This window comes from Streptosporangium amethystogenes subsp. fukuiense (assembly GCF_042665875.1).
GTDB lineage: Bacteria > Actinomycetota > Actinomycetes > Streptosporangiales > Streptosporangiaceae > Streptosporangium > Streptosporangium fukuiense.
In genome coordinates, this window is record NZ_JBHTEE010000001.1 from 8,803,588 (window position 1) to 8,829,213 (window position 25,626).

Annotated in this window: 20 protein-coding genes; 6 read left to right on the forward strand and 14 right to left on the reverse strand. The window is 67.8% G+C overall.

Annotation, left to right across the window (positions count from 1 at the left end):
* Positions 1-485: 485 nt before the first annotated feature.
* From ACFQVD_RS39165 to ACFQVD_RS39185, 5 genes are all read right to left on the reverse strand, one after another.
* Complete coding sequence (locus ACFQVD_RS39165) at positions 486-2,045, reverse strand: hypothetical protein (protein ID WP_386273580.1); 1,560 nt, start codon at positions 2,043-2,045, stop codon at positions 486-488.
* Between the two features lie 474 nt (positions 2,046-2,519).
* A complete protein-coding gene (locus tag ACFQVD_RS39170; RefSeq protein ID WP_343973289.1) occupies positions 2,520-3,692 on the reverse strand; it encodes a trypsin-like serine peptidase in 1,173 nt (390 codons plus the stop codon).
* 129 nt (positions 3,693-3,821) lie between these two features.
* Positions 3,822-5,057: a trypsin-like serine peptidase gene (locus tag ACFQVD_RS39175; RefSeq protein WP_343973286.1), complete on the reverse strand. Its 1,236-nt coding sequence runs from the start codon at positions 5,055-5,057 to the stop codon at positions 3,822-3,824.
* 216 nt (positions 5,058-5,273) lie between these two features.
* The gene (locus tag ACFQVD_RS39180) at positions 5,274-6,833 is read right to left on the reverse strand and encodes a hypothetical protein (protein ID WP_343973283.1); all 1,560 of its coding nucleotides are present in this window, start codon (positions 6,831-6,833) and stop codon (positions 5,274-5,276) included.
* A gap of 380 nt (positions 6,834-7,213) precedes the next feature.
* Complete coding sequence (locus ACFQVD_RS39185; RefSeq protein ID WP_343973280.1) at positions 7,214-8,329, reverse strand: trypsin-like serine peptidase; 1,116 nt, start codon at positions 8,327-8,329, stop codon at positions 7,214-7,216.
* Between the two features lie 318 nt (positions 8,330-8,647).
* On the opposite strand from ACFQVD_RS39185, the gene ACFQVD_RS39190 reads away from it, so the two are divergent.
* The 4 genes from ACFQVD_RS39190 to ACFQVD_RS39205 all read left to right on the forward strand — a co-directional run bounded on the left by ACFQVD_RS39190 (position 8,648) and on the right by ACFQVD_RS39205 (position 13,180).
* Positions 8,648-10,108 carry an acetyl-CoA synthetase gene (locus ACFQVD_RS39190; RefSeq protein ID WP_343973278.1) on the forward strand — a complete coding sequence of 487 codons (1,461 nt, stop codon included), beginning with the start codon at positions 8,648-8,650 and terminating at the stop codon, positions 10,106-10,108.
* 104 nt (positions 10,109-10,212) lie between these two features.
* A complete protein-coding gene (locus tag ACFQVD_RS39195) occupies positions 10,213-11,100 on the forward strand; it encodes a hypothetical protein (protein ID WP_343973276.1) in 888 nt (295 codons plus the stop codon).
* A gap of 9 nt (positions 11,101-11,109) precedes the next feature.
* Positions 11,110-12,072: a zinc-binding dehydrogenase gene (locus ACFQVD_RS39200; RefSeq protein WP_343973274.1), complete on the forward strand. Its 963-nt coding sequence runs from the start codon at positions 11,110-11,112 to the stop codon at positions 12,070-12,072.
* 118 nt (positions 12,073-12,190) lie between these two features.
* Entirely contained in the window at positions 12,191-13,180 is a 990-nt protein-coding gene (locus tag ACFQVD_RS39205) for an oxygenase MpaB family protein (protein WP_343973272.1), read from the forward strand.
* A gap of 84 nt (positions 13,181-13,264) precedes the next feature.
* Here the strand turns inward: ACFQVD_RS39205 and ACFQVD_RS39210 are convergent, their stop codons facing one another.
* The 9 genes from ACFQVD_RS39210 to ACFQVD_RS39250 all read right to left on the reverse strand — a co-directional run bounded on the left by ACFQVD_RS39210 (position 13,265) and on the right by ACFQVD_RS39250 (position 24,251).
* Positions 13,265-13,975, reverse strand: coding sequence for a PadR family transcriptional regulator (locus tag ACFQVD_RS39210; protein WP_343973269.1), 711 nt, complete (start codon positions 13,973-13,975; stop codon positions 13,265-13,267).
* Positions 13,972-14,769, reverse strand: a complete 798-nt coding sequence (locus ACFQVD_RS39215; protein WP_343973266.1) for a DUF4097 family beta strand repeat-containing protein — start codon at positions 14,767-14,769, stop codon at positions 13,972-13,974. Before ACFQVD_RS39215 ends, ACFQVD_RS39210 begins: the two co-directional genes overlap by 4 nt.
* 69 nt (positions 14,770-14,838) lie before the next feature.
* Positions 14,839-15,015: a DUF6104 family protein gene (locus tag ACFQVD_RS39220; RefSeq protein ID WP_343973263.1), complete on the reverse strand. Its 177-nt coding sequence runs from the start codon at positions 15,013-15,015 to the stop codon at positions 14,839-14,841.
* A gap of 113 nt (positions 15,016-15,128) precedes the next feature.
* On the reverse strand, positions 15,129-18,836 hold the full coding sequence (locus tag ACFQVD_RS39225; protein WP_343973260.1) for a multifunctional oxoglutarate decarboxylase/oxoglutarate dehydrogenase thiamine pyrophosphate-binding subunit/dihydrolipoyllysine-residue succinyltransferase subunit: 3,708 nt from the start codon (positions 18,834-18,836) through the stop codon (positions 15,129-15,131).
* A gap of 194 nt (positions 18,837-19,030) precedes the next feature.
* Positions 19,031-19,696: a B3/B4 domain-containing protein gene (locus ACFQVD_RS39230; protein WP_343973257.1), complete on the reverse strand. Its 666-nt coding sequence runs from the start codon at positions 19,694-19,696 to the stop codon at positions 19,031-19,033.
* A 129-nt stretch (positions 19,697-19,825) separates the two neighbouring features.
* The gene (locus ACFQVD_RS39235) at positions 19,826-20,104 is read right to left on the reverse strand and encodes a helix-turn-helix domain-containing protein (RefSeq protein ID WP_343973254.1); all 279 of its coding nucleotides are present in this window, start codon (positions 20,102-20,104) and stop codon (positions 19,826-19,828) included.
* Positions 20,105-20,111: 7 nt separating this feature from the next.
* Positions 20,112-20,498 carry a type II toxin-antitoxin system RelE/ParE family toxin gene (locus ACFQVD_RS39240; RefSeq protein WP_343973251.1) on the reverse strand — a complete coding sequence of 129 codons (387 nt, stop codon included), beginning with the start codon at positions 20,496-20,498 and terminating at the stop codon, positions 20,112-20,114.
* Positions 20,499-20,603: 105 nt separating this feature from the next.
* Complete coding sequence (locus ACFQVD_RS39245; protein ID WP_343973248.1) at positions 20,604-23,153, reverse strand: glycoside hydrolase family 9 protein; 2,550 nt, start codon at positions 23,151-23,153, stop codon at positions 20,604-20,606.
* Between the two features lie 204 nt (positions 23,154-23,357).
* Positions 23,358-24,251, reverse strand: coding sequence for a glutathione S-transferase family protein (locus tag ACFQVD_RS39250; protein WP_343973245.1), 894 nt, complete (start codon positions 24,249-24,251; stop codon positions 23,358-23,360).
* Positions 24,252-24,432: 181 nt separating this feature from the next.
* On the opposite strand from ACFQVD_RS39250, the gene ACFQVD_RS39255 reads away from it, so the two are divergent.
* Entirely contained in the window at positions 24,433-24,954 is a 522-nt protein-coding gene (locus tag ACFQVD_RS39255) for an NADPH-dependent FMN reductase (RefSeq protein WP_343973242.1), read from the forward strand.
* Between the two features lie 119 nt (positions 24,955-25,073).
* Positions 25,074-25,580 carry a flavin reductase family protein gene (locus ACFQVD_RS39260; protein ID WP_343973239.1) on the forward strand — a complete coding sequence of 169 codons (507 nt, stop codon included), beginning with the start codon at positions 25,074-25,076 and terminating at the stop codon, positions 25,578-25,580.
* Positions 25,581-25,626 lie beyond the last annotated feature (46 nt).

Below are 25,626 nucleotides of genomic sequence, written 5' to 3' on the forward strand. Positions count from 1 at the left end.
ACGGTGCCACGGCGGGCAGATGCCGGGAGACGGCGCGCGAGGTCTCCTCCGTGCCCCTGTCGCCCTGCAGAGGCATGATCCTTTTCCTGCCGGGCGACGACAGGGAAGGCGGGTACTCCCGGCTGGGAAGGTTCGACCTTCCCGGAAAACGCGATGTGGCGCCGCGAAGGTGCCTCTGCGGAGTAAGCGAGAAGTCGGTGCACGTGGAATTCTCTGTGATCGACGTCGCCTTGGCTCCTGGACCGTGATCCCCCGATGGAGAGATCGTCGAGCTCCAGGCGGAGCCGTCTCCCAAATGGTGAATGGTGAGGGGCCCGGCGTCAGCCGGGCCCCTCACCATTTATGTGAAACCGGGAGCCGATTCCGGGACTCCGGTGGGGATGGCCGAAGGGGCCCGGCTGACGCCGGGCCCCTTCGGGTGAAGCTGGTGGATCAGGTGAGTCTGAGGTTTGGACGCTCAGGCTCGGGTGATCGTCAGGGAGCTACTACTTCTTGACGATCGAGCCGGACCACACGTTCGCGGCCTTGGTGTAGATGGCCGCGGTCTCACCGTCGAAGTACGGCGAGGTGATGAGGTCGTAGCGGCCGTTGGCGTCCTGGTCACCGAAGAGGCTGGTGACACCGTTGACGTAGCCCAGACGCTTGGCGCTGCTGTACTTGGTGAGCCAGGGGCCACCGTCGGCGCCGGGGGTGAAGGAGCTCTTCAGACCGACGTGCTCTTCGGTCTTGGTCGCGGCCTGCACGTACTTCTGGGCGTTGGTCTTGCCGTAGGTCCACTTCGGCGTGACACCGGTGTAGGCCTTGTTGCCGTCGGGGTGCGCGTCGGCCGGGTAGCCGAACACGAACACCGTCTGCTGCGGCTTCTGGTTCCAGGTGAAGCCCTGGCCACCGACGTTGTCACCGAGGCGGCCGACGTCCGCGATCGGGCTGATGAAGTGACGGAAGATCACGTACTTCACGGACTCGGTGTTCTTCGTGTACTTCACGACGAAGTACTCGGTGATGGTGTAGTTGCCCTTACCATCGGTGGCCTTGTAGCCAAGACCCTTGTAGGCCTCGTACTCGCTCTTGGTGACATCGGTGACCTTCGAAGCGAGCTTGGAGCCCGCCGCCGGCCACTGGTGCTTGCCGAGCTTGGAGTTGCCCTTGTAGACGTCGTTGCCCTTGACGGCGAAGACGTCGCCGGTGACCTTCTCCCAGGTCCACTTGTCGACCTCAATGGAGACCGGGGTGGCGTCCTTGTGGTCAGGGCCGACCTCGTCGGAGGCCTTGACGTTCTCGACCTTGCCGACGTAACCCTTCTGGGTCAGCTTGTCGTAGGTCTCGAAGTCCTTGACCTCTTCGGCCTTCTCGAACTTCGGCCCGTCGTAGTCCTGGAACTCCTTGTAGGAGACCTCCTTGACACCCCCACCGATCTGGATGCCGTTGTAGACCGTGACGAAGGCGAAGTCCTTGTCGTAGTCCTCGTAGTTGGCGAAGTCGTAGTGGGTGTAGGCGGTCTTACCGACGTAGATGCCCCACGGGGTCTTGCCCTGGTAGTAGCCGGGGACGAAGACCCAGTTGTCCATGACGCTGGCGTCCTTGCCGTCGTCGTAGACGCAGTGACCGGCGGTGGCGACCAGGTTGCGGTACTTGCCCTGGATCGAGGTGGCCGAGCACCACTTGAGGTTGTTGTCGGCGTCGACGAAGAACACCTTGCCGATGGACTTCGGCAGGTTGACGTTCTTGACCTTCGCGGCGGTCTTCTTCTCTTCGCCGATCGGGGCGACGACGCCGGGCTTGCCGTCGGCGACGTAGCCGCCACCGGCGTTCAGCTTCGGCGTGGCCTTGGTCTCCCAGGTGTAGGGAGTGGCCTTGGCCAGGTTGTTCGTGGTGCCGTTGACCTTGGTCCAGAACTCGGCCACCGCGTAGGCGGAGGGGGCGTCCTTGGCCAGGGTGTCGTAGGCCCAGTCCGGAACCGCGGCGGTGGCGGTGCCGGCCAGACCGGCGGCCAGCAGACCGGTGGCCAGGATGGCGCCACCGGCGGGGAGGAGGATGCGCTTCAAGGGGAACTCCTTGGTCTGATGTGGAACGCTTCTTGCGTCCCATGCGTCAGTAAAGGGAATGCCAGAAACATACAGCGTCGATCTTGAAGACCGGAAGCCGCTTTGAGGGGGAAGAGGCGGATCTGGAGTGCCGAGATCGTTTCGTGATGTTTAAGTGGTCCTGATGCCGATGCTGTAACCAAAACTTGCTCAAGGTGTTTACGCAGCTAGACATGATGTTGGGATGAAGGTGGCGAATGTGACGTGAGTGCCCACTTACTGTGAGCCACCATCCCCCTGTGACATAGATCACATCAATTTGATGGCACCGATTCCGCCGTGGGCACGTCTAACGTCTCCTTCAGGGGCCGATCCGGCTTTCGCGTCAACTCGCAACCCGGCTTCCGGCCCCTCCGAGCCGAGCTCTTCCCGCCCCGGAAACGGGTGCGGGACCCGGCGCGTGGCGCCGGGTCCCGCTGTTCGAAGGTGTGCGAACTACTTGTAGAGCTCCCCGTTCGGGCCGACGATCCTGCCGGACCACACGTTGGCGGCCTTGCGGTAGATGTCGGCCGTCTCACCGTCGAAGTACGGCGAGGTGATCAGGTCGTAGCGGTCGTTCTGGTCCTGGTCGCCGAGGAGGCTGGTGACGCCGTTGACGTAGCCCAGACGCTGGGCACTGCTGTACTGCGTCAACCACGGGCCACCGTCGGCGCCGGGGGTGAAGGCGCCCTTGAGGCCGACGTGCTCCTCGACCTTGTGCGCCGCGGAGACGTACTCCTTGCCTGACGGCTTGCCGTACAGGTACTTGGGGGTCACGCCGCTGTAGGGCCGGTCGCCGTCGGGGTGCGGGGCGGCGGGGTAACCGAAGACATAGACGGGCTTGCCGGTCCTCTGGTTCCAGGTGAAGCCCTGGCCGCCGACGTTGTCACCCAGGCGGCCGACGTCCTTGGAGAGCAGGATGTAGTAGTGCGAGCCACGCGACCACTTGGGGCCGCTGAACCCCGCGTACTCGGCCTTGGTGACCTGCTTGACGCCGTTGAAGGCGACTCCGTTGTAGACGGTGACGAAGGCGTAGTCCTTGTCGTAGTCCTCGTAGTTGGCGAAGTCGTAGTGCGTCCACGCCGACTTGCCGACGTAGATGCCCCACGGGGTCTTGCCCTGGTAGTAGCCGGGGACGAAGACCCACTTGTCGAGGGTGTCGCTGTTGCTGTCGGGGTCGTAGACGCAGTGGCCGGCCGTGGCGACCAGGTTGCGGTACTTGCCCTGGATCGAGGTGGCCGAGCACCACCGGTACTGCCCGTTGACGACGAAGAACACCTTGCCGATGGTCTTGGGCAGGTTGACGTTCTTGGCGAGTGAGGGGGTGGGCTTCTGCGAGCCGGTCGGGCCGACGGTACCGGGCCTGCCGTCGGGGGAGAAACCGCCACCGACCTTCATCTTCGGGGCGCCGGGGTCCACGTTGTAGACGGTCGCCTTCTTGAGGGCGGCGAAGTTCGAGGCTGCCCAGAAGTTGATGACCGAGACCGCCGAGGAGTTGTTCCTGGCCATCGGGTCGGTCGCCCAGTCGGGGGCGGCCTGGGCGGTGCCCGCCAGGGGGCCGACCAGGGTGGTGGCCAGCAGGGCGGTGGCGGCTGCGGAGCCACCGAGGGAAAGACGAGAGTGCTTCAAAAGACGAGCTCCTTGCGCTGCAACGTTCCCGGACATCCGGGAACTGCGGGACGACAAGCTACGAACCTATGCAGGGATCGCCGGGCCAAACGTCGACTAAGGCTCTCTTAAGGCTCTCTTAAGGTGTCGTTATGTTCGGGGCGCCTGCTGGGTGGCCGCCCAGTGATAGGCGACGTAGGTCGACGCGATGAAGTACGGGGAGGAGATCCGGTCGTATCTGCGGTCGGTGTCGGTGTCCCAGGCGAAGCTGTTGACGCCGTTGAGGTAGCCGAGCGCGGTCCTGTTGTCGTAGGAGATCAGCCAGGGGCCGCCGCTCGCGCCGGTGGTGAACCCGCAGGTCAGGGCGATACCCTGCTCGACCAGACGAGCGGGGGCCTTCACCTTTTCTGTGCGCCCGTCGCACGACTTCAGCCGCTGGCCGTCGTAGGGCCTGCTGCCGTCGGGGTGCGGGGCGGCGGGGTAGCCGAAGGCGAGGGTGAACAGGCCGGTGCCCCGGTTGGTCGCCAGGCCCTGTCCGCCGACGTTGTCCTCCAGGCTTCCGACACTTTCCATCTCGTAGCTGCCGGCGGTCTTGCCCGCCTTCCACCTGAAGCCGTCGTGCACGGTGACGAACGCGTAGTCGTAGTCGTAGTCACCCCTGCCGACGAAGTCCTCATGCAGGTTGAGCGAGTGACCGACATAGATCCCGTACGGGGTGTCGCCCTTGTTGTAGCCGGGGATGAAGATCCAGTACTCGGCCTGGCTGCCCGTCTTGGCGTCGTAGGCGCAGTGTCCGGCCGTCGCGACCAGGTTGCGGTTGGCCGCCGCCACCGAGGAGGCGGAGCACCAGTAGTCCTTGTTGCCGATCCGGAAGAACACCTTGCCGACGGTCAGCGGGGAGCCGCCGGAGCCAGGAGCCCGCTTCTTCGGGAGGGTGGGCCTGACCAGGGGGGCGGTCCCCTTGGGCTTGGCGGAGTTCTTCCCGCCGCTGGTCGTGGCGGTGGTCTCCTCGGTCCTGGCTGTCGCGTCGCCTGTCTCCCCGGCGGCGGCGGCCGTGGCGTTTCCGGTGGTGGTGCTTCCGGCCGTGGCGCTTCCGGCACTGGGGGACGGCGAGGTGGTGGTGCCGGATTTCCCACTGGGTGCCGCCGGTACCCCGGGTGTCGCGGGCACATTGTCCATGGCCTGCTTGAGCCTGGCCGGGCTCCAGTACTCCGCGATCCGTCTCATGTCGGCGGCGCTCTTGGTCAGCGGGATCGAGGTGATACCGCTGGGCACCGTGTTCAGCGGACCCGCCGCGGCGCTCCCGGCGAATGCCGACGTCACGGTCACACAGGCGGCGACCAGCGTCCCGAGTGTGGCCGTGAGCCGCCGTACGCGGGAGGACATGAGGAAGATTCCTTTCGGGAGGCCGGAGTTTCAGGGGACTACCAGGGATGCAAGGGGTGATTTTTCCAGATCAACTTGGTTTTGGGCAGTTCGCTGGACCGATCCGCTCATACTCCGTTATCTGGCCAGTGTGCCCGAGGGTGTATAAGCACCCCGTGAAGGTACGGAAAGGGCCCGGTGCGTACCGGGCCCTTCCTGGTTCACGCGAACTGCGTCCTAGGCCGGGAGCTTCCCGGTCCAGAGGTTGGCCGCGTGCTTGTAGATGCCGTACGTCTCACCGTTGAAGTACGGGGTGGTGACGCGGTCGTAGCGGCCGTTCTTGTCGCTGTCGACGGTCAGGCTCACCACGCCGTTGAGGTAGCCGGTCCGCTTGCTGTTCTTGTACTGCAGCAGGAAGGGGCCACCGCTGGCGCCGGGGGTGAAGGCGCACTTGATCGCCTGGTGCTCCTCGGCCTTGTAGGCCGCGACGACGGGCGCGGCGACGGTCGTGCCGTAGCACCACTTCTGGGTGTGACCGGAGTACGGCTTGTCGCCGTCCAGGTGGGCCGAGGTCGGGTAGCCGAACGTGAAGACCTTCTTGCCCAGCTTCTGGTTCCAGCTGAAGCCCTGGCCACCGACATTGTCGCCGAGGCGGCCGGCGTCGGCCACCGTCGAGATGTAGTGGCGGAAGATCACATACTTCACCGACGCGGTCTTCTTGATGTACTTCACCACGTAGTAGTGGGTGATGGTGTAGTTGCCCTTGTCGTCGACCTTCTTGTAGCCCGGACCCTTGTATGCGTCGTAGTCGGCCTTGGTGACGTTCTCGACACGGCTCTCGAGCTTGGAGCCGGCCTTGGGCCAGTCGCCCTGCGGCAGTTCCTTGCCCTTGAGCGTGACCTTGTCGTTCTTCAGGCCGTAGACCTCACCGGTGACCTTCTCCCAGGCCCACTTGTCCGTCTCCGACGCGACGGCGAGGGCGCCCTTGTACTGGGGGCCGACCTCGTCCTCGGAGGAGATGTTCTCGACCTTGCCGATGCCACCCTTCTGGGTCCACCTGTCGTAGGTCTCGAAGTCGACGGTCTTGGCGTCCTCGCGGCCAACCCCGCCCTTGTCGACGTGCGCCTTGAAGGTCTTGTAGTCGACCTCCTTCTCCGGCTGCTGCTTGACGCCGTTGTAGACGTTGACGAAGGCGTAGTCGTAGTCGTAGTCCTCGTAGACCGTGAAGTCGTCGTGGGTGTTGACCTTGGCGCCGACATAGATGCCCCAGGGAGCCTTGCCCTGGTAGTAGCCGGGGATGAACACGAAGTTGTCGAACGGCTTGTTCGTGTCGGTGTCGTAGACGCAGTGGCCGGCGGTGGCGACCAGGTTGCGGTACTTCGACTGCACGGAGCTGCCGGAGCACCAGCGCTCCTGCCCCTTGTTGTCGACGAAGAAGACCTTGCCGACGGTGATCGGGAGGTTCACGTTCCGCGACTTGCCGGCGGACTTGCCGCCCTCACCGGTGGGGGCGACGACGCCGGGCTTGCCGTCGGCGGCCGCCCTGGCGGCGCCGGTCTTCTTCAGCTTCGCCGAGACGGTGGAGTCGGAGAGGTAGGTCTTCGCCGACTTCAGCTTCGAGGCGGTCCAGTAGCCCGCGATGGCCTTCGCGTTACCGGAGGGGGTGAGCGCCGCCGACTTGATGTCGGGGTCGGCGGTGCTCGCCTGTGCGGTGGCGGGGAGGGAGGCGCCGATCATCGCGGCCGCCGCGAGGGCACCGCCGAGGGGAAGGATCAGACGCTTGGCTCGGGGGTTCAATGAAGCTCCTTCTTTGTCATGGACCACTCGGGACGCGATCCACGCATGCGTAAAGAGACAAGAGGTGACCGTACTCGGCAAAGATGGGTTAAAGAGCTACAAAACGGGCAGAGGCTTGGACCGATATGATTTCGTTACCAAATCCATGGAACCGGAAATCGGTCCTGCCCGTCTGATCTTGCCTTGTTGGGCCGAGGAGCCTCGTACGGCCTTTTTTGGCGTGTGAACTGCGGAAACCCGTTGACTCGGCGGCGGGCGTCCGCTTGTCCTTGGAACGCTCCGGGACAGGGCGATGACCGTCGACGCGAGCAGGGACCCGGTCCTGAGACCGGGCCCCTCCTCATCCGGCAGGTCGAACCCTCACGGGACGGTCGCGCGGGTCAGTCGGTCCAGCGGTTGGCCGCGGCCTTGTAGACCTTGTAGGTGTCGCTGTTGAAGTACGGCGAGGAGATCTTGTCGTACCGGTCGTTCTTGTCGGTGTCCCAGGCGACGCTGTTGACGCCGATCAGGTAGCCGGTCCGGCTGGAGCTCTTGTACTTGTAGAGCCACGGGCCGCCGCTCGCGCCCGCGGTGAAGGCGCACTTGAAGCCGATGTGCTCCTGGACGTTGTACTTCGGCGCGGCCGGCATGGCGCCGGTCTTGCCGTAGCACCACTTCATCGTGCGGCCGGAGAAGGGCTTGTCGCCGTCGGGGTGCAGTCCGGCCGGGTAGCCGAAGGCGAAGACCGTGTTCTTGATCTTCTGGTTCCAGGCGAAGCCCTGGCCGCCGACGTTGTCGCCGAGCCGTCCGACCTTCTTGATGATCGGCTGCCACTTGCCGTCCTTGTCCTTCTCCCAGTTCACCTTGAACCCGGAGTGGACGTTGACGAAGGCGTAGTCGTAGTCGTAGTCCTCCTTCACCACGAAGTCGTCGTGCGCGTTGAACCACTTGGCCGCGTAGATGCCGTAGGGGTTCTTGCCGTCCCACGCCTGGTCGCCGTCCCAGTAGGACGGAATGAAGATCCAGTTGTCGTAGAACTGGTTGGTCTTCACGTCGTAGACGCAGTGCGCGGAGGTGGCGACCACGTTGCGGTACTTGCCCTGGACGGAGCTGCCGGAGCAGTACTTCCAGCTCTTCGGGTCCGCCGGGTTGGCGCCGGGCAGGGTGAAGAAGACGCGGCCGACGGTGTTGGGCAGGTTGACGTGCTTGCTCTTGGCGGACTTGGCGCCCTCCTCGCCGATCGGCGGGACCGCTCCGCCGGGGCCGTCGGGGCCCGCGGCGCCGGAGGCCTTGCCGCCCTTGATGCTCAGGTCGAGGTCGCCGGTGGCGTCCGTGGCCTTGCGCATGCGCTCGGGCGACCAGAAGGAGGTGGCCTCCGTGGCCGTCTCCGAGGCCGGGGAACTGACCACGTCGCTGGGGGCTTGAGCGGCGTTGGCGCCTGTGGTGGCGCCGATCACTCCGGCGATCATGAGAACGCCGGTGAGGGGGATCGTGAGGCGCCGTGCTCGGGAATTCATGGAGCTCCTTTCACACTCGGCGTGGAGACGGGACCTCTCCTCGCCGGGAAAACGATCGGAACGTTACTGACTGAATCGGGCGGTCGGCGAGGAATTGACGGGAAAAAGCATCGAATGGTTCCAGGCGATGCAATCCCGTTATTTAAATAGCGATTTGTTATGGTTTAACGAATAGGCATCTTTGCAGGTCATAGCGGGTTTTGTGGGCCTCTGTGGGCCTCTGTGGCACCATTGGTAACAGCGATTACCGAAGGTTTCTCAAGTAACTCCGGCACCCCCGGCCTATTAAACCGAATTATGTTCTGGTTGGATGTCGGCATGAGTGGAGATCCCCGTACCCCATGCCTCGTCGGCGTCGCCCAGCACACGGTCCGCGTCCAGCCGGGGCCCGAGCCGTTGGATCTGTGGGAACTCGTCGCCCGCGAGGCCGCCGCCGACGCCGGAGCCCCAGGTCTGCTGAACGCCCTCGACTCGATCCAGGTCGTCTACACCGAGTCCTGGCAGTACGACGACCCGACGGCCAGGCTCGCCGAACGGCTCGGCGCCGCTCCCCGCCACCGGGCCTACTCCAAGGTGAGCGGCACGGCACCGCAACTGCTCCTCGGAGAGGCGGCCTCGATGATCGCCAGAGGCGAGATGGACGCCGCCCTGGTCGCCGGGGCCGAGGCGCTGGCCACGCGCAGGGCCCTGCGCAGGGCGGGGGAGCGCGTGGCGTGGAGCCATCCGGCGAATCCCAAGCCGCCCTACGGCTGGGAGCGGCCCCCGCACCCGGCCGAGCTGGCCCACGAGCTGTTCCTGCCCGTACACACCTACGCGATCATGGAAACGGCCCGGCGGGCGGCGGCGGGCGAGTCCATCGAGGAGGAGCGGGCGGCGCGAGGGCTGATGATGGCCCCGATGACCGAGATCGCCGCGGCCAACCCGCACGCCTGGTACCGGGAGGTCGCGAAGCCCTCGGAACTGGTCACCCCGGCCGCGGACAACCGGTTCGTCGGCTGGCCCTACACCAGGCGCACCGTCGCGGTCATGGAGGTGGACCAGGCCGCCGCCGCGATCCTGGTCAGCGACGGGCTCGCCGACCGGCTCGGCATCCCCCGAGACAAACGCGTCTACCTGCGGGGATGGTCCTACGCCGAGGACACCTGGGAGGTGGCGGCCCGTCCCGCGCTCGGCTCCTCGCCGGCCATGGCCGCCGCGGCGCGGGCGGCCTTCGAGCGGGCGGGGACCGGCCTCGACGAGATGTCCGCGTTGGACCTCTACAGCTGTTTCGCGATCGCGCTCCGCGCCGCCTGCGCCGCCGTGGAACTCGACCCGCTCGACCCGCGAGGGCTGACCGTCACCGGTGGCCTGCCGTACGCGGGAGGTCCGGCCAGTGACTACGTCCTGCACTCCACGGCGGCGATGGCCGAGCGCCTGCGGGCCGCGCCGGGCCACGGGCTGGTCACCGGGGTCGGCATGCACCTGACCAAGCACACCTACGCGGTCTGGTCCACCGAGCCCGGAGGCGTCCCGGGTGACGCCGCACCGGTGTACGTCGCGGAACCGGTGCCGATCGCGGACTCCTACGAGGGTTCCGCGACCGTCGCCGGATACACGGTCGCACACGGCAGGGACGGAGCGGCCGAACGCGGCGTCCTGATCGCCGACCTTCCCGGCGGCGGCCGGGCACACGCCCACGTCCGCCACCCCGACCTGATCGCCGAGGCCGAGTCGCGGGAACTGGTCGGCACCGAGGTGCGCCTGGTCCCCGAAGGGCCGGTGAACGTCGCGACCTGGTGATCCTCTCCCGACGGGCATCGACTCCGATTCGTGATGGCATCAAGACCGTCGAAACCCGAAGATGGAGCGAGAACCGTACCTTCTCGTAAGAGGCGGCCCAGGACGTGGCCGGTGAACCGCACGACATCATCGAGGCCAGGTCCCCGAGAGGACCACGGCGCTGGATCGGCGTGGCGGTGCTGGCCGCCCTCGTGCTGGTGCCGGTGGTGAGCCTGCTGGCAGGCCGGGAGCCGGACTCCGTTCCGCGACCTCCGCCGTCGGTGCCCGCCAGGGCGGAGGCCGTCGCGGAGGACGCACCCAACGTGCTCTACCCCCGGCCCCGGCACAGAGGCGGCAGGGAGATCCTCAACGTGGTCTTCCCCGACGGCTCGGCGGCGGAGGTCGGCTACCCGGCGGAACTGGGCCTGGCCGGGCTGGGGGTCCGGCCCGCGATGACGGGCAGGCTCGACGGGGAGGCCGGCACGTACCGGCAGCTGACCGTGCCGCAGGGAGGGCCGGCCGGGGTGGCGATGGGCAGGCCGATGATCCGGAAGCTGGCCGGGCAGGTCACACTCTGGCACCCGATGAGTCCCGTCGAGGGGGAGGTGCTGCTGTTCGCGTTCGACCCCTGGTTCGTGGCGCTGCGCGATCTCAAGGACGGCATGCCCTTCGAGCAGCGCATGCTCTGGGCGCGCAACCTGCGCGGCAGGGTGACCAGGGACGGCTACCTGGTGCTCGACGCCCAGGCTCCGGTGCGGCTGGCCCGGCCGGGGGAGACCTTCCGCGGCGAGCAGGTAGGGCCGCAGCTGTGGTTCGGCGGGGCCAGGGAGACGCTGCTCGTGCTGGCGCCGGTGCCCGGCTGTGACGTCGCGGCGATCGAACTCTCCGTGATCGAGCAGCGGCGTCGCTTCTCCGCCGAGACCTGCCAGGACGGGGTGTACGTGGCGGCCTCGGGAGAGCGAGGGCACGTAGAGAGGGCGGTCGCTGAAATAGTCGTCAGGCGGACAGCGTAGGGTGCGGCCATGTTCGCTGTAACCGCCACGCAGATCGATCCCGACAATCCGCTCGCCGGTCTCACCCTTGGTGAGCGCCCGGAACCCCAGGTCCCCGAGGGGTGGACCACCGTCACGGTGAGAGCGGTCTCGCTCAACCACCACGACCTTTTCACCCTGAAGGGCGTGGGCATCCGCGCGGAGCAGCTCCCGATGGTGCTCGGCACCGACGCGGCGGGGTACGACGAGGACGGCAACGAGGTCATCGTGCACTCGGTGATCGGCAGCGGTGCCGACGAGACGCTCGACCCGAAGCGTTCCCTGCTGTCGGAGAAGTACGACGGCACCTTCGCCGAGCGGGTCGTCGTGCCCAGGCGCAACCTCGTGCCCAAGCCCGCCGCGCTCAGCTTCGAGGAGGCCGCCTGCCTGCCGACGGCCTGGTTGACCGCCTACCGCATGCTGTTCGACAAGGCCGGGCTGGAGCCGGGCTCGACGGTGCTGGTCCAGGGCGCGGGCGGTGGCGTGGCCACCGCGCTGATCCTGCTGGGCCGGGCCGGGGGATACCGGGTCTGGGCGACCAGCCGCTCTGAGAAGAAGCGGGCGCGGGCCCTGGAGCTGGGCGCCGACCAGGTGTTCGAGGACGGTGCCCGGCTGCCCGAGCGGGTCGACGCGGTGATGGAGACCGTCGGCCAGGCGACCTGGGCGCACTCGCTGAAGGCGCTGCGCCCCGGCGGGCGGATCGTGATCTCAGGCGCGACCAGCGGGGTGGTCCCGCCGGCCGAGCTGAACCGCATCTTCTTCCTCCAGCTCTCGGTGATCGGCTCCACCATGGGCAGCCGCGACCAACTGGGCAGGCTCGCCCGCTTCATGGAGCAGACGGGCACCCGCCCGCTGATCGACCGGGTCCTTCCGTTGACCGAGGCCCGCGAGGGCATCGCTGCCATGCACGAGGGTGAGCTCTTCGGGAAGGTCGTCTTCACGCTGCCGGGGTGAACGCGGTCCGCAGCCGGGCACCGATGTGTTCCCGGTCACGCACGTAAGTAATGGGTTACTTCTTGGCCTCTCGGGTGATAGAACACGGATGAGCGATGTATCACCCGGGAGGCCCGGAATGACCGACTCAATCGCGCGCCGCGACCCCGACGCACCGCGCGCCCCCCTCGCCGCGCCCGCCGGCTCCTCCGCACCCGGTGGTCCCGTCCCGACTCTCCCCGAGGCGGGGGACGACGGGCCCGCGCGCGGCGAACCCGAACCGTTCGGCCCCGGCGACCTGCTCTGGGACGGGATGGGCGACCAGCGGCTGATGTTCCTGCTCGGCGGCGGTCTCATCATGCAGGTCATGCACCCGGCGATCGGTGCCGCGGTCGGCCAGCAGTCGGTCTACCGGTCCGACCCGTGGGGACGGCTCACCCGCTCGCTCAACTCGCTGCAGACCTGGGTGTACGGAGGACCGCAGGCCATCGAGGAAGGTAAGCGCCTGCGTGAGATGCACAAGGACATCAGCGGTGTCGACGCACAGGGCAGGAGCTACCACGCGCTGAGCGCGGGACCGTACGCCTGGGTGCACCTGACCGCCTTCGAGCGCGCCGTCACCATGGCGAAGTACTTCGGCGAGCGGCCGTACACCCCGCAGGAGGAGCAGCGCCTGTACAAGGAGGTCATCCGCCTGGGCCGGATCCTGCGGGTCCCCGAGCGGATGTTCCCCGCCACGGTCGGCGACTACTGGACCTACTTCCACGACATGGTCGACAACACGCTGGAGAACCATCCGACGGCGCACGACGTGCTGGAGACCACGCTCACGGTGGGGGCACCGCCGCCGCTCCGGGGGCCGCTGCGGGCACTGTGGCGTCCGCTCGGTCTGACCTCGGGCCGGCTCAACCACTTCGTCACGGTCGGCACGCTGCCGGACGCGGTTCGCCGGAAGCTGGAACTGCCGTGGACCGCCAGGGACGAGGTGCGGCTGCGCCGTCTCGGCAGGGCGGTCGCCGCGACGATGCCACGCCTGCCCGAGCGGGCCAGATACCTGCCGATCGCCTATCACGCCAGGCGGGCGGCACGCGCACAGGAGCGGCTCGCCCGCGCCATGCGCGTCGCCTGAGGAAAGGCCGCCTGTCCCGTGCCGCCGGTCCGTGCGCGTCGCGTGGCGGGGGCGCGGACCGGCCGTCGGCGGGAAGGCGGATGGTCACCGGAGCGCTTCGCGGATGCGGCGGGCCGCGTCGTACAGGGCGTCCTGCGCGGTGGCCAGGGTCTCCTCGGTGACCTGCGCGTTCGACGCGTCCCGGTGGACCTCCTCGGCGAACTCGGCCAGCATCTGCCCGAGCCGGGCGTCGACGGCGTGTGACCCCTCGCCGGCGAAGCCGACGGCCCAGATCCGCTTCCAGTCGTCCTTCCACTCGCCGGTCTGGCGTTGCCACTCGTGCTTCTGGCGCTGCCACTCCGTCTTCTGCTCGTGCCAGGCCCTGCGCTGGTCCTGCCTGGCCTGCTTCTCCTCGTGCCTGGCGCCCTGGCGCACGTCACGCGCCATCTGGGTGAGCTCCTCGCGCAGCGACTTCACGGTGTCGCGCACGTCCTCCTTGACCTCGCGGGCGATGTCGCGGACCGAGTCGGAGATCTCCTGCTCCAGATCGGCGAGCTCGTCGAGGCGGTCGTTGAGCTCGGCGCGGCCCCGGTCGCTGATCGTGAAGACCTTCTTGCCGTTCACGACCTCGTGGGTGACCAGCCCCTCCTCCTCCAGGCGGGCCAGGCGCGGGTAGATCGTGCCGGGCGAGGGGGAGTAGACACCGAGAAAGCGATCCTGGAGCAGCCGGATCACCTCGTAACCGTGGCGGGGGCTCTCCTGGAGCAGCTTCAGGAGATAGAGCCGGAGCCTTCCATGACCGAAAACCGGGCTCATGCTTGGGCTCCCTTCAGCAGGGTGACATCGGCGGAGACGGTGTGCGCCGTCAGGGAGGCCATGCCGCCGCCGATCCGGCCGGTCAGCGACCTCGTGCCGGTCTGGATGGAGTGGTGGAGTTCGGAGAAGGCGGTGTCGAGCCTGCCCGAGGTGGAGCGGATCTTGACATCGGCGTCCACGGCGTGCGGGAGCCTGAGCACGATGTCGCCGGTGACGCTGTTCAGCGTCACGTGACCGGTCGGCGGGAGCTCCAGGTCGGCGGTGATCCGGCCGGAGACGGTGGTGACGCTGAGACGCCGGGGGGTGCCCTGCGCCACGGTCAGCTCGCCGGAGACGCTCTTGAACGACAGGTCCCCGACCAGGTCGCGGCTCTCCACGTCACCGGAGACGGTGTCGGCGTTGATCTCCCCGCTCACTCCGTCGAGCACGATGTCACCCGAGACGCCCCTGACCGAGGTGCGGTCCTCGAATCCGGAGACGACCGCGGAGGCGGAGACCACCCCCACGTTGATCGGGCAGTCCTTGGGCGCGGTCAGCGTCAGCGTCGCCCGGCGTCGCCCCGGGCGCAGCCAGCCCAGCAGGCCGTCCCAGGTCAGGTCCTTGTAGGTGACGGTGAGCGTGCCGTCGTCGTCGTGGGTGACGAGCAGCGGTGTGGTGTCCACCTCGGTGACCTCGAGCATGGCGGGGCCGTCGCCGGCCAGCACCGCCAGCCTGCCCGCCACGATGCGTACGTTCAGCTTTTTCACGGAGTCGAAGGTGAGCTGCTCTGGTTTCTCGATCGTCCACTGCCGCATGTTCGTGACCTCCTTGTGCATGACACGATATGTCGCGTCAGTCGGGAGGTCAAGATATATCGTGTTATTTCAGTCGTCCTCGTCTTCCAGCCGGGCCAGCCAGGTGGCCAGCCGTTCCACCGGAGTCTCGAAGTCGGGGTTCAGGTCGACGAACTCGCGCAGCCGCTCCGCCAGCCACCCGATGGTGACCTCCTCCTGGCCACGACGCTCGACGAGCTCCTCGATGCCCCGATCGGTGAAGTACATCGTTCTCCTCGTGGTGACACTTGTCATAACGGGGAAGTCCCCCGCAGAGGTTCCTGCGGGGGACTTCCGTGGTGACGCCTGCACTGCGGACCGCCGGTCGGCGGTCCTTCCTGCTAGACGAAGACCTCGCCCAGCATCTGCTGCAGCTCGGCCTCGTGGGCCGAGTGCGAGCCGGTCGCCGGGGAGGAGTTGGCCTTGCGGGAGACCCGCTTGATCGTACGGCCGCCGAAGACACCCGGATTCTCGGCCATCTTGAGCGCGAGGAACGGCCACGGACCCATGTTGAGCGGCTCGTCCTGCGCCCACACCAGCTCGACGTCGGCGGAGTAACGGCTCAGCTCGACCTCCAGCGGGTTGCCGGGGAACGGGTAGAGCCGCTCGAGACGGACGATCGCCACGTCGTTGCGGCCCTGCTTGTCGCGAGCCGCCGCCAGGTCGTAGTAGAGCTTGCCGGAGACCAGCACGACCTTGCGGACGCCGGCCGGGGCGACGGTGGTGTCGCCGAGCACCGGCTGGAACGACCCCGAGGTGAATTCGCTGACCGACGAGATCGCCGCCTTGTGCCGCAGCAGCGACTTGGGCGTGAACACCACCAGCGGGCGGTGCCGGTTCGACAGCGTCTGCCAGCGCAACAGGTGGAAGTAGTTGGCCGGCACCGTGGGCTGCGCGACGGTCATGTTGTCCTGGGCGCACATCTGCAGGAAGCGCTCGATGCGAGCCGAGGAGTGGTCGGGGCCCTGTCCCTCGTAGCCGTGCGGCAGCAGCAGGGTGACGCCGGAACGCTGGCCCCACTTCTGCTCGCCCGAGGTGAGGTACTCGTCGATGATCGACTGAGCGCCGTTCACGAAGTCGCCGAACTGCGCCTCCCAGGCGACCAGCGCCTCGGGCCGTTCCACGCTGTAGCCGTACTCGAAGCCGAGCGCGGCGTACTCGCTCAGCAGGGAGTCGTAGACGTAGAACTTCGTGGTGCCCTGGTTGAACGCCTTGAGCGGGGTGTGCTCCTCGCCGGTGACCCGGTCGACCAGCACGGCGTGCCGCTGGGTGAACGTGCCGCGCCGGGAGTCCTGGCCGACGAGGCGGACCGGGTGGCCGTCGATCAGCAGCGATCCGAACGCCAGGGTCTCGCCCATGCCCCAGTCGATACGCTCCTCGGTGACCATCTGCCCGCGACGCTGCAGCACCGGCAGCAGGCGCGGGTGGACGGTGAAGCCCTCGGGCATGTTGAGCTGGGTCTCCACGATCCGCTTGACGGTCTCCTCGGAGATGGCCGTCTTGACGTCCTCGTGGGACCAGGGGATGGTCTCCATGTCGATCGGGCGGGAGAACTCGTCCGTCGGCTCGTTGGCCGCCGCCCGGGTCTCGGCGAAGGCGTTCTCCAGCTTGGCCTGGTAGTCGCGGAGCGCGCCCTCGGCCTCCTCGACCGTGATGTCGCCCCGGCCGATCAGCGCCTCGGTGTAGAGCTTGCGGGTGGAGCGCTTGGCGTCGATCAGGTCGTACATCAGCGGCTGGGTGAAGCCCGGGTTGTCCATCTCGTTGTGGCCGCGACGCCGGTAGCAGATCAGGTCGATCACGACGTCCTTGCGGAACGCCTGGCGGTACTCGAAGGCCAGGCGGCCGACCCGGACCACGGCCTCGGGGTCGTCGCCGTTGACATGGAAGATCGGGGCCTGGATCATCCGGGCCACGTCGGTGGCGTACACGCTGGAACGCGAGCTGGCCGGGCTGGTGGTGAAGCCGACCTGGTTGTTGACCACGATGTGCACGGTGCCGCCGGTGCGGTAGCCGCGCAGCTGCGACAGGTTGAGGGTCTCGGCCACCACGCCCTGGCCCGCGAAGGCCGCGTCGCCGTGGACGAGCACGGGCAGGACCGTGAAGCCCTCCTCGCCGCGCTCCAGGAGGTCCTGCTTGGCGCGGACCACGCCCTCCAGAACCGGGTCGACCGTCTCCAGGTGGGAGGGGTTGGCCACGACCGAGGTCCTGAGCTTGGAACCGTCGGGCGAGACGAAGTCGCCGCTGGCACCCAGGTGGTACTTGACGTCACCGGAGCCGTGGGCGCTGCGCGGGTCGATGTTGCCCTCGAACTCGCCGAAGATCTGCCCGTACGACTTGCCGACGATGTTGGCCAGCACGTTGAGTCGACCTCGGTGGGCCATGCCGACCACGGCCTCGTCGAGCCGCTCCTCGGCCGCGGCGCTCAGCACCGAGTCGAGCAGCGGGATCAGCGACTCGCCGCCCTCCAGCGAGAAGCGCTTCTGCCCCACGAACTTCGTCTGCAGGAACGTCTCGAACGCCTCGGCGGTGTTCAGCCGCTCCAGGACACGCAGCTGCTCGGTGCGGTCGGGCTTGGCGTGCGGCCGCTCGACGCGCGCCTGGATCCAGGCCCGCTCCTCGGGGTTCTGCATGTGCATGTACTCCACGCCGATGGTCCGGCAGTAGGAGTCGCGCAGCACGCCGAGAATGTCGCGCAGCTTCATCAGGGGCCGGCCGCCGAAACCGCCGGTGGCGAACTCGCGCTCCAGGTCCCAGAGGGTCAGACCGTGCGACTTGATGTCCAGGTCGGGGTGCTTGCGCTGCTTGTACTCCAGCGGGTCGGTGTCCGCCATCAGGTGGCCGCGGACCCGGAAGGCGTGGATCAGCTCTATGACCCGCGCGGACTTCGCCACGTCGTCGTCGTGCGTGGTGGAGATGTCCTGGACCCAGCGGATCGGCTCGTACGGGATCCGGAGGGCCTCGAAGATCTCGTCGTAGAAGCCGTCCTCGCCCAGCAGCAGCCGGTGGACCTGCCGCAGGAAGTCGCCGGACTGGGCACCCTGGATGATCCGGTGGTCGTAGGTGCTGGTGAGCGTCATGACCTTGCTCACCGCGAGGCGGGAGAGCGTGTCGGGGGAGGCGCCCTGGTACTCCGCGGGGTACTCCATCGCGCCGACGCCGATGATCGTGCCCTGTCCCGGCATCAGGCGCGGCACCGAGTGCACGGTGCCGATGGTGCCCGGGTTGGTCAGCGAGATCGTGGTGCCGGCGAAGTCGTCGACCCCCAGCTTGCCCGCCCTGGCCTTGCGCACCACGTCCTCATAGGCGACCCAGAACTGGCGGAAGTCCATCTGCTCGGTCGCCTTGATCGACGGGACCAGGAGCTGACGGGTGCCGTCGCTCTTGGCGACGTCGATGGCCAGGCCCAGATTGACGTGCTCGTGCTTGACCAGCGCCGGCTTGCCGTCGACCTCGGCGTAGGAGTGGTTCATCTCCGGCAGGACCTTGAGGGCCTTGATCACCGCGTAGCCGATGAGATGGGTGAACGACACCTTGCCGCCGCGACCGCGCGACAGGTGGTTGTTGATCACGATCCGGTTGTCGATCAGCAGCTTCGCCGGGACCGCGCGCACGCTGGTCGCCGTCGGAACCACAAGGCTGGCCTCCATGTTGGCGGCAGTCCTCGCGGCCGCGCCGCGTAGTCGAACTTCCTCGGCACCGGCGGGCAACTGCGTCTCCTGCTTGGATCGGTCCGCCGGGGCGGCCTTGGCCGCCGCCGGCGCTGGGGTCGTCGTCACGGGGGCCGCGGCGGCCGGAGCCGCGCTGGCCGGGGCTGGGGTGGCCGGGGTCGAGGAAGCGGTGGGTGTCGGAGGAGTGGACGCGGCGGTCGCCGCACCCGGGGGAGCGACTCTGCCGGCCCCTGCATCAGGGCTGTAGTCGGCAAAGAAGCTCCACCAGGCCCGGTCGACCGACTCGGGGTCCTGGAGGTATTTCTGGTACAGCTCGTCGACCAGCCACTCGTTCTGGCCAAAGGCTGCCAGCGGGTTTGTCCGCGACGACTCAGACGACACGGCGGAAATCGCCCTCTTCCGCAGATCGGCGTTGATGATAGAGAACCTGTCCAAGGCTACTCGCCTCGGCCCGGACCTGCGCCACTCTGGCCGCAGCTTCCTTGTCGATCCTCTCAGACTCGTTTAAAACGGTCACCTCCTGGGTAGCCGTTTCGCCCGCTGAGTCGCTGGTCAGCTGGATTCGGGGAGCTTTGTCAGTCAAATCCGACCAGTCGGAATTCTGTCCGTATCTCCGGGGTAACATCTTCGAGCAGGCCGACCAGTTCGTCTCCGGCGGTCCGCAACTCCTCGATGGACAGGGGTGCGAGTCGCTCCAGCAGGAACAGCGCGTCCGTCGTCTCCTCGGTGATCCGGGTGCGGACGCACTGCCGCCAGTTCCACCGGCGGCAGGTGACTCCCCTGTCGTCCCGCCAGACGACCTCGCCGATCTCCGGGTGGTCGATCGCCGGCTCGCCTCTCTCGACGACCTCGAACGGCTCGTCACCGGCCGCGCGCACCAGCCTCGCCGTCCCCTCGTAGCGGGTCAGGTCCTCTCCGCCGATCGGCAGGCCGTGCCTGATGCTGATCGCGTTGTAGGCGTCGACCACCCGGTTGATCTCCGGCGGCGGCATCCGCCTGACCAGGGCGTCCACCGAGGGTCGGGTCCGCTGGGGCTTGGCGCCGAATGCCCGGTACGTTTCCCGCCACGCCTCGACCCTCGCGTCGTCGGCCGCCACCGCCTTCTCGGCGGCCTCCGCCAGCCAGGCCCTCGACCTGTCGTCCGTCGGCCCGTTGCGCAGCCCGTACACCCCTATCACCAGCACCGCGAAGTCCGGCCTGAGCGCGCTGACGGCGGGGTCCACCCAGATGTCCTCGATCACTCCCCCAGCTTAGGCCGCTCACAGTCCCGCACTTTGGAGGGGCGAGATATTCGATAGACGTCGGGGTTTCGAAAACTGTGCACACCTGGACCCCGAATCGGTGGCCTCCGCGGGTCGACCGTGGCCGCGTCAGGCGGCCGCGTGAGGTCTGAACGTGACGCTCAACTCGGCGTCCAGCGCTCTCGCCAGACGTCGGAGCAGCGTCAACGTCGGGGTGACCCCCCCGGTTTCCAGGCGGGACACCTGCGGTTGCGTCATGCCGGCACGCTCGGCCAGCTCCGCCTGCGAGAGGCCGAGCTCCATTCGGCGGTTGTAGACCTGTTGCCCCAGCAGCAAAGCCTCACGGGCTTCCTGGTAGGCATCGGCCCGGCGCTCGGCGCCGGTCCGTTTCCACGTGCTGTGAGCCATACCCCAATCAGTCCTTCCAGACGCGGTCGTAGACCTCTGAAGCGACCACATGAAGATTCTCACATTCGACCTGTGCTCGACGAGCGCGTTCAACCTGACCGGTCTCCCTGCGGCGTGTCTTGGTGAAGACGGTGAGAAGGACGATTCGCCGTCGCGGGGCGAGCCAGTAGGTGATCCTGACCTGCCGGCGCGTGAGTGAGAGGCGTAGCTCACGCACTTTGCCGCCAAGGTGCTTGGAGTATGGCTCGTCCAGCGTCTCAGCCTGTTCTGAGAGGAGGTCGGCCAAGGCCTCGACCTTGACATAGTCGCGCTCGGAGAGTGACTCAAGCCAAGATCGGATCTCGGGCTCGATCTCGATGACATATAGCCTCACGGCCGTGAGGCTATATGTCATCGATTATATAATCCGTGATACGTCGGGGTTGATAACCACAGGGCATCGATGCGGACGCCCGACTAGGGGCATATGGGGTAGACCCCGCCGGTGACAGGTGCCTGGTTACGCCGGTCGCCCGCAGAGGGTGCCGTTGAGGAGGAGGCGTTCCGGCTTGGGGTTGGGGCCGGGGGCGTCGGCGCCGATGAAGCCGAAGGTGACCGAGTCACCGGGCCTGATGGTCTTGTTCCAGCTGAGGTTCCTGGCGGTCACGGTCGCGCCGTCCTGGGAGATGTCGGCGCTCCAGTGCCGCCGGACGGTCTGGCCGCCGAGGAAGGACCACTTCAGGGTCCAGCCGTCGATGGCCTTCCTGCCGGTGTTGGTGACGGTGACCTGGGTGTTGAACCCCTCGGGCCACTGGCCGTGGTTGGTGTAGGTCACCTTGCACTCACCGGCGGCGGCGGGGGTGTCCAGGTAGGAGGCGATCCAGGCGAGCGGGGAGTTCCAGTTGATGGTCAGCTCGTTGGTGGACCACGACTCGATGTCGTCGATGTAGCAGAACTGGGGCGCGCAACCCCTGAGCTTGGCCTGGGCCACCGGGTCCTGAATGCTGGAGTTCGGGCCGCCGGCCAGGGTGCCGCGCGGCGGGTTGGGCAGGGACGGGTCGAGCTGACGGGCGTACCAGCGGCTGTGCTGGTTCTTGGCGGCGACCTCGCCGTAGCCGGTCACGTACGACTGGTTGAGGGCGTTGCGCCCGAAGAGGTAGTCCAGCCCCTCCAGCACCCCGTCGCGATACTTCGCCTCGCCGCTGAGGTCGTGGGCGACGGCCATCACGACCATGTTGTTGAGCACCAGGCTGTTGGAGCCCCAGTCGTAGGTCGACGGGTTGTACGGGACGCCGTAGGGGTGGGCCCGCTGGGCGGCGAGATAACCGTCGGCGCCCTCCAGCACCGATTGGCGCACCCGTGCCCGGTCGGGGAGCGCGTTGGGCACCGCGGCCAGCTGCAGGCGGCCGAGCTGGGCGGTGCTGCCCCAGTCGAAGCCGCGCTCGCGCCAGATGTCGCCGGTGTGGTGCGGCGAGGCGAGCACGTAGTCCCTGAACTCCTTCTCGGCGGTGGTGAGATAGAGCTCGGCGGCGGCCCAGTAGAACTCGTCGGTCACGTTGTTGTCGTCGTAGGCGCCGCCGCCCACCCCGTCGGAGGCGTCGGCGTACCGCGCGGGGTCGGCCTTGGCCGCGGCCCAGGCCTTCCTGGCGGCGGCGAGGTTGCGCGCGGCGAACGCGGCGTCGTACGGGGCGAAGAGCCGCGCCGCCTGGGCCGCGGTGGCGGCCAGGTTGAGGGTGGCGGCGGTGGAGACCGGGTGCAGCTCGCGCCGCTGCGCGTCGAGGTGGGGCAGGAGCGGCAGGCCCGTCCACGCGGCGTCGTGGATCTTGTGGTGGGCCATCCCCGCGTGTGGCCTGCCGTCCGGGACCTGCATGCTGAGCAGGAACTCCTGCTCCCAGCGGGCCTCGTCAAGGATGTCGGGGACCCCGTTCCCGCTCTCGGGGATGTCGAGGTCGCCGTCGGAGTGGATGCCGTCGGCCTTGGCGCGCTCGAAGGCGGACATCAGCTGGTGGACGGAGATGCCGCCGTTGACGACGTACTTGCCGTGGTCGCCCGCGTCGTACCAGCCACCCTTGACGTTCAGCGTGTAGTCGCAGACGCCCGGCTGGCAGGGCACCTCGACGTCGCCCTGGTTGGGGGCCACGCCCGCGTGCCCGGCGGGCCTGCCGTAGCCGGGGCGGAGGGTGTCGAGGATCGGGATGCCGCTGCGCTGGGTGTAGTAGAACTTCAGCGCGTCATTCCTGAGCTCGTCGTAGACGTCGGCGCCGATGTCGAACGGGCGGCTGGTCTCGCCGTCGGCCTCCAGCGTGTAGCCGGTGCCGGGGGCGATGCCGGTGCCGGGGGCCGTGCCGAAGTCGATCGAGTGCGTGTTCTGGCCGGAGCTTCCGTCGACGCCGCGCGGGACGGTGTCGCCCTGGGCGACGAGCTGCCCGCCGCGCCGGAGCCTCCAGCCCACCGGCTCCGTCTCCTCGGTGACGAGCGTGGCCCTCTTCGGCCCGGTGGGCAGGTAGCCGACCATGTTCACCCGGACCCGGGGCCCGGTGTCCGGCCGGTAGACGTCGGGTTCGGCTCCGCCTTTCAGGGAGACGTCGTCCACGCAGAACCTCCACGGGGTGGCGCTGCCCCCGAGTTGGAACGCCACCTGCGCGCCTGGCAGGTCCACCGGTGAGGTGAAGGTGTAGCGGTAGTCGTTGCCCGACACGCTCAGCTCGGGGTTGGCCGACAGGTACTGGGTGTAGGGGTCGACCGGGAGCTGGACGAGGGCCCTGGCGACGCGGCCGGGCGTCGCGACGCCGAAGAAGGAGAACTCGTACGTCTCGTCCTTGACCAGGGGGATGTCGTTCTGGCCGACGATGACGTCCCACGGGTTGACGGTGCCACCGGGGATGTCCGCGCAGAGCCGTCCGGCCTCGATCTCCAGCGCGGTGTTGCCGGTGCTCCACCAGGGGGCGGTGCCGGTGTCGAAGGTGCCGTTGACGATCTGTTCGGGACCGTCCGCGGCGGCGGGCAGTGGGGTCAGGGTCACCAGGGCGGCGGCCGTGGCGAGAGCGAGCCAGGCAGGTGGTCTGATCACGGGGGGTCCTTTACGCAGGGGATGCGCCTCGCGGTGGGAGCGCCGGGTGGGAGCGTCCCTGTGGGAGCGCTCCCACCGCGAGGATGTGCCGATGTTTCCAGCGCGTTTCGCCCGCAGTCAATCGTCCCCCCTCCGGGGCCGCCCGCTGACCGGGTGAATGACCGATTTGCCCGATGAAACTTTCAGGGCTTCCGGGGGACCGCGTCAGGGAGCGGTCCAGTCGATCTCCGGCCCCCGGGGCACGATCCCGCTCGGGTTGACGTTCGTCTGCGTCACGAAGTAATGCCGTTTGATCTGGTCGAAGTCGGTCGTGTCGCGGAACGCGGGAACGGCGTACAGCTCGCGGGCGTAGGCCCACAGGGCCGGGTAGTCGACGAGCCGTCGCACCGAGCACTTGAAGTGCGAGTTGTAGACCGCGTCGAACCTGGCGAGCGTGGGGTAGAGCCGCACGTCGCTCTCGGTGAGCGCGTCGCCGTGCAGGTGGCGCCGGCCGGTCAGGCGCTCCTCCAGCAGGTCGAGCGTGGCGAACACGCCGGCGACCGCCTCGTCGTACGCCTCCTGGGAGCGGGCGAACCCGGCCCGGTAGACACCGTTGTTGAGGCCGTGGAAGATCACTTCGTTCAGCGCGTCGATCTCCTCGCGCAGTTCCTCGGGGTAGAGGTCGGGTGCGCCCTCGGCGTGCCACGGCGCGAAGGCCGTCTCCAGGGTGAGGGTGATCTGCGGGTAGTCGTTGGTGACCAGGCGCTCGGCGGCGATGTCCCAGACACAGGGCACCGTGTAGCGGCCCTGGTAGCCGGGATCGGTCGCCAGGTAGAGCTCGGAGAGGTACTCCACCCCCGTCACCGGATCGCCGCCGGGCATCCGCCAGCCCTTCTCGTCCCTGATCGGATCGACGATCGTCACCCCGACCACCTCCTGCAGGCCCAGCAGCTCGCGGACGATGAGCGAGCGGTGCGCCCACGGGCAGGCGTAGGAGGCGTAGATCTGGTAGCGGCCGGGCTCCGGCGGATGCTCGCCGCCCGCCTCGATCCGCGTCGTGAACCGGTTCTGCTGCCTGACGAAGCGGCCGTCGCCGGAGATCTCCTTTTCCAGCTTCATGGTATGACGGTACGGGATCTCGAATAGAACATGGTTCGGTTGAGAGGGTCGGGGGAGCCGGGCCCTCCAAGGATTTCATGCAAAACAAGTAGGAAATATTGACTTAGCCCGGAGGGGTGCGTAACTTGTCCGGTATGAGCTGCTATCTGACCCGTTTCGACCAGAAAGCATCGGTGGCCTCATGAGCATCGTGACCGTGCTGGGAAACCCGCGACCCGGGTCGCGTACTCACGGAGCGGCCAACTCGGCGGCGGAGGCCGTGGCCCGGCGGATCGGGGTTCGGGAGGCTCCCGAGGTCGTCGATCTGGCGGTCCTGGCTCCGCTGCTGTTCGCCCCGGAGACGGCGCCGGAGGTGAGGGCCGCGTTGGAACTGGTCGCGGGTGCCGATGTGCTGGTGGTGGCCAGCCCGACCTACAAGGCCACCTACACCGGCCTGCTCAAGGCGTTCCTCGACCGGCTGCCGGGTGGCGCCCTCGCCTCGGCCGTCGCGCTTCCGCTGCTGGTGATGGGGGACGCCAAGCACTCTCTGGCGGTGGAGGTCCACCTCCGGCCGCTGCTGGTGGAGCTGGGCGCCGTCGTTCCCACGCCGGGCCTCGCGCTGCTGGAATCGCAGCTCGCCGACCTCGACGCGGTCCTCGGCCCCTGGGTCGACCGGGTCGCCCCGCAGGTGGCGGCGGCACTCGGGCAGCGGGCTCCCGCGTGACGCCGGGAAGAGAAGGCGGCATTAATGGGTTCTGAGAAGTGTCTTTTATTCCTCGGAGGGGGAAAAGTGACCAAGTGGAGCATCTTGGCGGTACCCCACCCGTCCCTGGGAGAGGTGTCATGACCGAGACCCTGTCCGGCCGAGCGGTCGACGCGGAGCGGTTCCGGCAGGCGCTGGCCGTTCACGCGGCCGGGGTCGTCGTCGTCACGGCGCAGTTCGAGGGCGTACCGGTCGGTCTCACGGCCACCTCGTTCTCATCCGTCAGTCTTACGCCCCCGCTGGTCTCCTTCTACGTGGACCAGTCGTCGAGCACCTGGCCCTGGCTCCGGCAGGCCGATCACTTCGCGGTGAACGTGCTGGCCAGCGATCAGGCCGAGCTGGCCGCGCGCTTCGCGAGGAAGGGCGTCGACCGCTTCGCCGCACCCACCTCCTGGGTGCCGGGGCACCTGGGCGTCCCGCTGCTGGACGGCGTCTCGGCCCACCTGGTCTGTGCCCCCCACTCAACCGTCGACATCGGTGATCACATCCTGGTCGTCGGACTCGTCACCGAGACGAGCCTCGAACCCGGCGGTCGCCCGCTCCTGTACCACCAGGGTCGTTTCGGGCGTTTCACCCCGCACTCCTGATTGTTGAGGGGAATTTCCGTTTGGTCGGGTAAGGGGATGTTCCATG